Origin of the sequence: Streptomyces enissocaesilis, assembly GCF_039533765.1 — a bacterium.
In the GTDB taxonomy this organism is placed as follows: domain Bacteria; phylum Actinomycetota; class Actinomycetes; order Streptomycetales; family Streptomycetaceae; genus Streptomyces; species Streptomyces enissocaesilis.
In genome coordinates this window covers 220,454-227,313 of record NZ_BAAAUD010000005.1, presented here as the reverse complement: position 1 = coordinate 227,313, position 6,860 = coordinate 220,454, and the positions used below count along the sequence as shown (strand labels likewise).

Sequence of the window (6,860 nt, the reverse complement as noted above, 5' to 3'; positions counted from 1 at the left end):
CCAGGTACGACAAACGCGACTACATCTTCAACGGCACCCTGGCCACGGCAGCCATCGTGATCTGGCTCCGCGACCTCATCAAAGAACCATCAGACACGGCCTAGTCCTGGTCGCCCCCGTTGCGGCCGAAGCCGCCGCCGAAGAGGCCGCCGACGTCATTGCCGCCGTTGTTGCCGTTGCCGCCGTTGTCTTCGCCGCCGTTGCCGCCGTCACCACCGCCGGGGGCAGCGGCAGTGGTGAAGTTGACCGGTGTGCCCTTGGGGACCTGCTGGCCGGCTGCGGGCTGGGTGAGGACGACGACGGCCTCGTCGTCCTGCGGGTCGGTGATCGTGCCGACGGTCAGGCCGGCGTCCTCGATCGCCTTGCGGGCGTCCTTGAGCTTCTGGCCGGTCACGGACGGTACCGCGACCTGTTCCTGGGCGGGGGCCTTGGCGACCGTGAGGGTGATGGTGCCGCCCTTGTCGGTCCGGCTGCCGCCCACCGGGGTCTGCTTGAGGACCGAGTTCGGGGGCTGGGTCGACTCCTCCTCCCCGCGGGCGACGACGAAGCCGAGGTCCGAGAGCTGCTTCTTGGCCGCTTCGAAGTCCTGGCCGACCACGTCCGGGACGTCGGCCTTGGAGGTCTTGGCGATCGAGATGGTGATCGTCTCGCCCTTCTCCGCCTTCGTGCCGCCCGCGGGGTCCTGGTCGATGACCGTGCCGACCGTCTTCTCGGACTCGACCGACTTGGTCTCGACGTCGAAGCCCTTGGACTCGAGGTTCTCCCTCGCCCTGTCCCTCGTCTGGTCCATGACGTCGGGGATTTCGATCTTCGGAGCGCCCGTGGAGACGACGACCGCGATGGCCGAGCCCGGCTCGACCTCCTCGCCGCCGGCCGGGGTCTGTTCGCAGATCTTGCCCTCGGGCTGGTCCTCGCACTCCTTGCGCTCGCCGACCTCGAGCGTCAGGTCGGCGTTCGTGGCAAGCCCTCTGGCATCGGCCACGGTCTCGCCGATCAGGGTCGGCACGGGGACGCTTTCGGCGCTGTTGTCGCTGGGGAAGAGCGCTCTGCCGATCAGGATCGCGCCGACGAGGACGAGGGCGCCCGCGAGGACGAGCAGGATCGTCGAGAGGTTGCTCTTCTTCTCCTGATGCCTGCGGCGGTCCGGGCGGTCGTCGTAGCCGTAGCCGCCGTCGTCCGGATTGACCGGCGGCAGTATCGAGGTCTGGCCGCCGCTCGCGTCGGCCGAGTGCAGCGCCGTCGTGGGCTGGTCGTCCGGGTAGCCGCCGTAGCCGACCGCGCCGAGTGCCGAGGTGGCCGCGACGGGCCGGCCGTCGAGGCAGGCCTCGATGTCGGCGCGCATCTCGTCGGCGGACTGGTAGCGGTAGTTGGGGTCCTTGACCAGGGCCTTCAGGACGATGGCGTCCATTTCGGGCGTGATCTCGGCGTCGAAGTTGCTGGGCGGCTGCGGCTCTTCCCGTACGTGCTGGTACGCGACCGCGACGGGGGAGTCGCCGATGAACGGCGGCCGTACCGTCAGCAGCTCGTAGAGCAGGCAGCCGGTGGAGTAGAGGTCGGAGCGCGCGTCGACCTGCTCGCCCTTGGCCTGCTCGGGCGAGAGGTACTGGGCGGTGCCGATGACCGCGGCGGTCTGCGTCATGGTCATGCCGGAGTCGCCCATGGCGCGGGCGATGCCGAAGTCCATGACCTTGACCTGGCCGGTACGCGTCAGCATGACGTTCGCCGGCTTGATGTCGCGGTGGACGATCTGGGCGCGGTGCGAGTACTCGAGCGCCTGGAGGATGCCCACTGTCATTTCCAGGGTGCGCTCGGGCAGCAGCTTGCGGCCGGAGTGCAGGAGCTCGCGCAGGGTCGATCCGTCGACGTACTCCATCACGATGTACGGGATGGAGACGTTGTCGACGTAGTCCTCGCCGGTGTCGTAGACCGCGACGATCGCCGGGTGGTTGAGCGAGGCGGCCGACTGGGCCTCGCGGCGGAACCGGGCCTGGAAGGACGGATCGCGGGCGAGGTCCACCCGCAGCGTCTTCACGGCGACGGTGCGGCCGAGCCGGGTGTCGTGCGCGATGTAGACCTCGGCCATGCCACCACGGCCGAGCACCGAGCCCAGCTCGTACCGGCCGCCGAGGCGACGCGGCTCTTCCATAGCGCTAGACCTCTCCCTCAACCGTCCACGTGTGGTTGCTTGGGACACGGTACCGGTCGCGGCGGGGCAAACTTGGCCGTGCCCAGTAGTCGATATCCGACCGGTATGCGGATGTGGGGCGTGAGAAGGCTGTCGGTGGGGCGCGGGATAAGCGTTGTGCCTCGGGGAAGGTGCAGGGCTGTTAACCGGCTCGGTGCGCCGGGTGAACTAGACCTTCGATGCCGCTTCGAGTACCGTTTCATTGCTTTTTCGCAACATTTCCAGCTGCTCGAAATTCTTTTTGACCGAGCCGAGCTGGTATGCCTTCTCCACCGCGTACCAGATGCCTACGACATTGGTTTCCTGCTTGCAGGAGACATCCGCGGTCGCGGTGGACTTCTCGGCATTGCCCGCAGGTCCGCCGGAGGTGAAGGTCTTTGCCGGGTCCATGGGGCTTTGGTAGTCGAAGCCCTTCTTCTTCATGCAGGCGGACCAGCTTCGGAACACCTTCTTGACTCTAGGGTCGTCCATCGAGCGCACGAAGCTCTCCTGCGACAGGTGCTGGGCGAGCATGGGGTCGCCCATGTCCGGAGCGCCCTCGGACAGACGCTGTTCGGCCTCACTTACGCACCCCCGGTTCGGGGCGGAGGCCTTGCGGGGGTCGACACGTTCCTTCGGTGAGAATCCGGTGAGTGCTTTGAACGCGTCCGCCGGCATGTCCGCGTTCGGGGAGACCGGTTGTTTCTGCTTTTCTGGATCGCGCTCGGGGGTCAGTCCGTACCCGTATGAAGCGGCTATCTTGGAATCTGCGCTTCCGTATCGCAGTTCATTGCCGATCGGCCCCATGGGCGGAAGCGGTTCTTCCGGGGTGTACTTGAATCCCTTGGCTCGCATGCATCTCTGTTTCAATGCCTCGGACGCCATGGATATTTTCTTCGACTGGGCGCTGTCGGGAGCGTATGCGTCCAGCGGTAGTGACAGGTCGCGGGGCACGGGATTGCGAGGTATGTCGTGCACCGGCGCCGGAGATGCGGCTGTCCTTGCGCGCGGCGGGCCGCCCTGCGTTGTCGTGGGGGAACTGCCGCAAGCCGCGGTGGTGGCGAGAGCGAGCACGGCGGCGATACGGGCAGTTGCCGAGAGCGCCGCGCTTCTTGGCTTCTCAGAGGCTGGCATTATCTATCGGATTCACAATCCCAGGAAATGGGACGGCGAGTCGCTGAAAAAGGTGCAGCAACTCGCCGTCGGAATCATCAGACGTAGTGGCTGGAGGCGTTGTTGTTCTTCAGGGTGGAGTTGAGCGGGCCTGCGTAGGTGCTGCTGAACACCTTGCCGAAAGTCTGGGAAGCGCCCTGGTAATTGGAGTTGTAGTATATGCGCACGCCGCTGGAGTTGTTCCAGTTCACCACGTAGGCGGCATTGTTCTTGACGACCTGGGTGTAACCGTTGCCATTGCCTTTGCACATGAAGTAGTCGTCGTAGTGGTTGGCGTCATTCCAGGCGAAGCCCTGCCATGCGCTGTCCTGGTTCGAGTTGTAGTAAATCTCGTAACCACCCTTGTCCGCCGCCGACATGCAGGTGTCGGCGGCGGCGGGCGTGGCACCCGTGATGGTCAGGGCGGCGGCTGCGAATGCCCCCGCCGAGATCACCGAAAATGTTCTCTTCGCACTCATGCGGCTCTCCTTGTCAATGGCCTGGGGGTGGTGGGCTCAATGCCCTCCGCGCGGCCGACTGGGGTGAAGTGCCCATTTCAAATGAAGGGCTTCGGGATCATAGCAAGATCACGAAGCAGAATGATCTTCATTTGATGCAGAGTGTGGTGTAAGTCACCGCTCGCTTGTGTGTGAAGGTTACGAAAAGGCCAAAGGGGGCCCGGGTTACCTTTCGCCGTTCAGGACCGCATTCATGACATCTTTGGCGATCGGTGCGGCAAGCCCGCCACCGGTAATGTCGCCGCCGACCGCCCGGCTGTCTTCGACCACCACGGCGACGGCGACGGGCGAGCCCTTCTCGGTCTTCGCGTAGGAAATGAACCAGGCGTAGGGCTTCCCCATGTTGCCCACGCCGTTCTCCGCCGTGCCCGTCTTGCCGCCGACCTTGACGCCGTCGATCTTGGCGTTGCCGCCGGTCCCCTTCTCGACGACGTTCTCCATCATCTGCTGGACCAGCTGTGCGTTCTCCTGGGACAGGGGCCGGCTCATCTCCTCCGGCGCGGTCTTCTCGATCAGATCCAGGCTGGAGGAAGTGAGCCGGTCGATCATGTACGGCTTCATCAGCTTGCCGTCGTTGGCGATCGCCGCCGTGACCATGGCCATCTGGAGCGGGGTGGCGGCGGTGTTGAACTGGCCGATGGACGACATCGCGTTGCTGGAGCGGTCCATCTTGGTGTCGTAGACGCTCTCGGCGGCCCGGACCGGGGTGTCGATCTCGGAGTTGTTGAAGCCGAACTTCTCGGCCGTCTTCGCCATCTCGTCCCGGCTGACCTCGTCACCGAGCTTGGCGAAGACCGAGTTGCAGGAGACTTCCATCGCCTTGTTCAGGCTGGCGTTCTCGCAGCCTCGCGCGTGGTTGACCATCGGCGTGCGGGTGTTGGGCAGGATGTACGGCTCGGGGGTGTCCGTCGCCTCGTTGATGTCCTTGACCTTGCCGTGCTCGAGAGCGGCGGCGGCGGTGACCACCTTGAAGGTCGACCCCGGCGGGTACGTCTCGCGCAGGGCCCGGTTCTTCATCGGCGCGTCCTCGTGGTTGAGGAGCTTCTGCCGGTTGTCGGAGTCCTTGTTGGAGTTGCCGGAGAACACGGACGGGTCGTACGAGGGGGTGCTGGCGAGAGCCAGGATCGCGCCGGTCTGCGGGTCGATGGCCGCGACGGCGCCCTTCTTGTCGCCGAGGCCCTTGTACGCGGCCTTCTGGGCGGCGGACTTCAGGGTGGTGACGACGTTGCCGCCTTGCTTCTTCTCACCGGTGAACACGCTGACCGTACGGTCGAAGAAGAGGCGGTCGTCGTTGCCGGTGAGGATGCCGTCTTCGAGGGCCTCTATCTGACTGGAACCGAAGGCCTGTGAGGAGAAGCCGGTGACGGGGGCCCACATCGGGCCGTTCTTGTACGTCCGCTGGTACTTGAAGTCGTTGCTCTTGGACTCCTTGGACCCCGTGATCGCCTTGCCGTCGACGATGATGTTGCCGCGCTTGTGGGCGTAGCGGTCGATCTGGACGCGGCGGTTCTTCGGGTCGTTGGAGAGTTCGTCGGCCTTGACGTACTGCACCCAGTTGACGCGTACGAGCAGGGCGAGGACGAGCAGGCCGCAGAAGATGGCGACCCGGCGCAGGGGCTTGTTCACGGTCGGACCACCTGGGTCATTTCGGCGTCGGAGGTGGGGGCGGGGGCGGGGGCGGGCCTGCGCGCGGTGTCGCTGATGCGCAGCAGGATCGCGATGAGTGCCCAGTTGGCGATGACGGAGGAGCCGCCCTGCGCGAGGAACGGCATGGTCATGCCGGTCAGCGGGATGACTCCGGTGACACCGCCCGCGACGACGAAGACCTGGAGGGCGAAGGCGCCGGAGAGGCCGATCGCGAGGAGCTTGCCGAAGGGGTCACGGGCGGCGAGGGCGGTGCGTACGCCGCGCTCGATGAGGAGGCCGTACAGCAGGATGATCGCCATGAGGCCGGTCAGGCCCATTTCCTCGCCGACGGTGGCGAGGATGTAGTCGCTCTTGGGGGCGATGCCGCCGATGAGGCGGGAGTAGCCCTGGCCGAGTCCGGAGCCGAAGAGGCCGCCGGAGCCGAAGGCGTACATGGCCTGGGCGGTCTCGGTGACGCCGCCGTCCTGGAGGGCGAGGGGGTTGAGCCAGTTGTTGACGCGGGACTGTACGTGGCCGGCGAAGGAGGCGACGCCGACCGCGCCGGCGGCGCTGAGGGTGAGGCCGAAGACGACCCAGCTGGTGCGTTCGGTGGCGACGTACAGCATGATCACGAAGAGGCCGAAGAAGAGCAGCGAGGTGCCCAGGTCGGTCTCGAAGATCAGGATCATCAGGCTGATCGCCCAGATGGCGAGGATCGGTCCGAGATCGCGTCCGCGGGGCAGGTACATGCCCATGAAGCGGCGGCTGGCGAGGGCGAGCGCGTCACGCTTCACCATCAGGTAGCCGGCGAAGAAGATCGCGATGATGATCTTCGCGAACTCGGCGGGCTGGAGCGATCCGACACCGGGGATGGTGATCCAGATCCGCGCGCCGAACTTGGCCGGGAAGAACATCGGCAGGATCAGCAGCACGAGGGCCACGACCATGGAGATGTACGTGTAGCGCTGGAGTGCGCGGTGGTCCTTGAGAAACAGCAGGACGCCCAGGAAGAGGGCGACGCCGAGCGCCGACCAGATCATCTGCTTGGGTGCCATCGCGCCGCCGAGGGCGTCGGTGGTGATCGACGGTTCCAGGTCGAGCCGCCAGATCAGCACCAGGCCGAGCCCGTTGAGCAGGGTGGCCAGTGGCAGCATCAGCGGGTCGGCGTACGGCGCGAACTTGCGCACCATCAGGTGCGCGACGCCCGCGAGCAGGCTGAGCCCGATGCCGTAACCGAGCATGCCGGCGGGCAGGCTGCCGTCCTTGGCGAGGCCGACGTTGCCGTACGCGAAGACCGGGATGATGACGGCGAACGCGAGCATCGCGAGCTCGGTGTTGCGGCGGCTCGGCGCTTCGATCGCGCCGATGGTGGTCGTGTTGGTGACAACGCTCATGGTGGT

General features: G+C 65.9%; 5 protein-coding genes. All 5 read right to left on the bottom strand.

Translation table 11 applies throughout. The features are described 5' to 3' along the window. Positions 1–100: 100 nt before the first annotated feature. A complete protein-coding gene (gene pknB / locus ABD374_RS01900; RefSeq protein WP_344489507.1) occupies positions 101–2,146 on the bottom strand; it encodes a Stk1 family PASTA domain-containing Ser/Thr kinase in 2,046 nt (681 codons plus the stop codon). Positions 2,147–2,353: 207 nt separating this feature from the next. Then, positions 2,354–3,049 carry a hypothetical protein gene (locus ABD374_RS01895; RefSeq protein ID WP_344489504.1) on the bottom strand — a complete coding sequence of 232 codons (696 nt, stop codon included), beginning with the start codon at positions 3,047–3,049 and terminating at the stop codon, positions 2,354–2,356. A gap of 326 nt (positions 3,050–3,375) precedes the next feature. Further along, positions 3,376–3,795, bottom strand: a complete 420-nt coding sequence (locus tag ABD374_RS01890) for a hypothetical protein (protein ID WP_344489502.1) — start codon at positions 3,793–3,795, stop codon at positions 3,376–3,378. A 204-nt stretch (positions 3,796–3,999) separates the two neighbouring features. Further along, complete coding sequence (locus tag ABD374_RS01885; RefSeq protein WP_344489496.1) at positions 4,000–5,460, bottom strand: peptidoglycan D,D-transpeptidase FtsI family protein; 1,461 nt, start codon at positions 5,458–5,460, stop codon at positions 4,000–4,002. Beyond that, a complete protein-coding gene (locus tag ABD374_RS01880) occupies positions 5,457–6,854 on the bottom strand; it encodes an FtsW/RodA/SpoVE family cell cycle protein (RefSeq protein ID WP_344489493.1) in 1,398 nt (465 codons plus the stop codon). The genes ABD374_RS01885 and ABD374_RS01880 overlap by 4 nt, the downstream gene beginning before the upstream one ends. Positions 6,855–6,860: the final 6 nt, after the last annotated feature.

What these genes read in the sequence shown, in the direction of transcription:
- ABD374_RS01890 (WP_344489502.1), bottom strand. Translation starts at nt 3,795, where the DNA reads ATGAGTGCGAAGAGAACATTTTCGGTGATCTCGGCGGGGGCATTCGCA.
- ABD374_RS01880 (WP_344489493.1), bottom strand. Translation starts at nt 6,854, where the DNA reads ATGAGCGTTGTCACCAACACGACCACCATCGGCGCGATCGAAGCGCCG.
- ABD374_RS01895 (WP_344489504.1), bottom strand. Translation starts at nt 3,049, where the DNA reads ATGGCGTCCGAGGCATTGAAACAGAGATGCATGCGAGCCAAGGGATTC.
- pknB (WP_344489507.1), bottom strand. Translation starts at nt 2,146, where the DNA reads ATGGAAGAGCCGCGTCGCCTCGGCGGCCGGTACGAGCTGGGCTCGGTG.